The 519-nt window shown below is 24.1% G+C and carries 1 protein-coding gene; it reads left to right on the plus strand.

From position 1 onward, the window contains the following. Positions 1 to 105 precede the first annotated feature (105 nt). On the plus strand, positions 106 to 318 hold the full coding sequence (locus AYC60_RS01945) for a hypothetical protein (protein ID WP_067320657.1): 213 nt from the start codon (positions 106 to 108) through the stop codon (positions 316 to 318). The last annotated feature ends 201 nt before the right edge of the window (positions 319 to 519 follow it).

Below are 519 nucleotides of genomic sequence, written 5' to 3' on the forward strand. Positions count from 1 at the left end.
GCCATAGTTATAACTTATTTTACATGATTAGCACATGGTATAAAGTGTGGATTAGGTATAGCTAATGAACAAGAGAATCTTTCAACTGAAGTTGGATTATGGCCATTGCTTATATTTGATCCTAGAAGAGCTATAACAGGAAAAAATCCATTACAATTTTGTAGTAGAAATCCTAATTGGGTTAAATATATGGATTTCTTATTGAGTGAAACAAGATTTAAAATGGCAAAAGAATTATTTGAACAAAAAATGAATAATTCAAAAAAAGTATGGAATTATTATCAAAGATTATCAAAAATGGACTATAAAGAAGAATAAAATCTTTGGGGGAAACCAAAGATTTTTTATTTACTTTTTTTAATAATTAATAGATAATTAAAAAAGGGGGAAATTGTAATGAAAAATAGTGGAGTATCGTTAATAGAGGTAATAATCTACATATCTTTAGTTATTATCACATTCTTTTTATCATTTAATACATTTTTTAAATTATTAGAAAAACAAAAATTAAGAAAAGAT

Origin of the sequence: Streptobacillus felis (genome assembly GCF_001559775.1) — a bacterium.
Lineage (GTDB): Bacteria > Fusobacteriota > Fusobacteriia > Fusobacteriales > Leptotrichiaceae > Streptobacillus > Streptobacillus felis.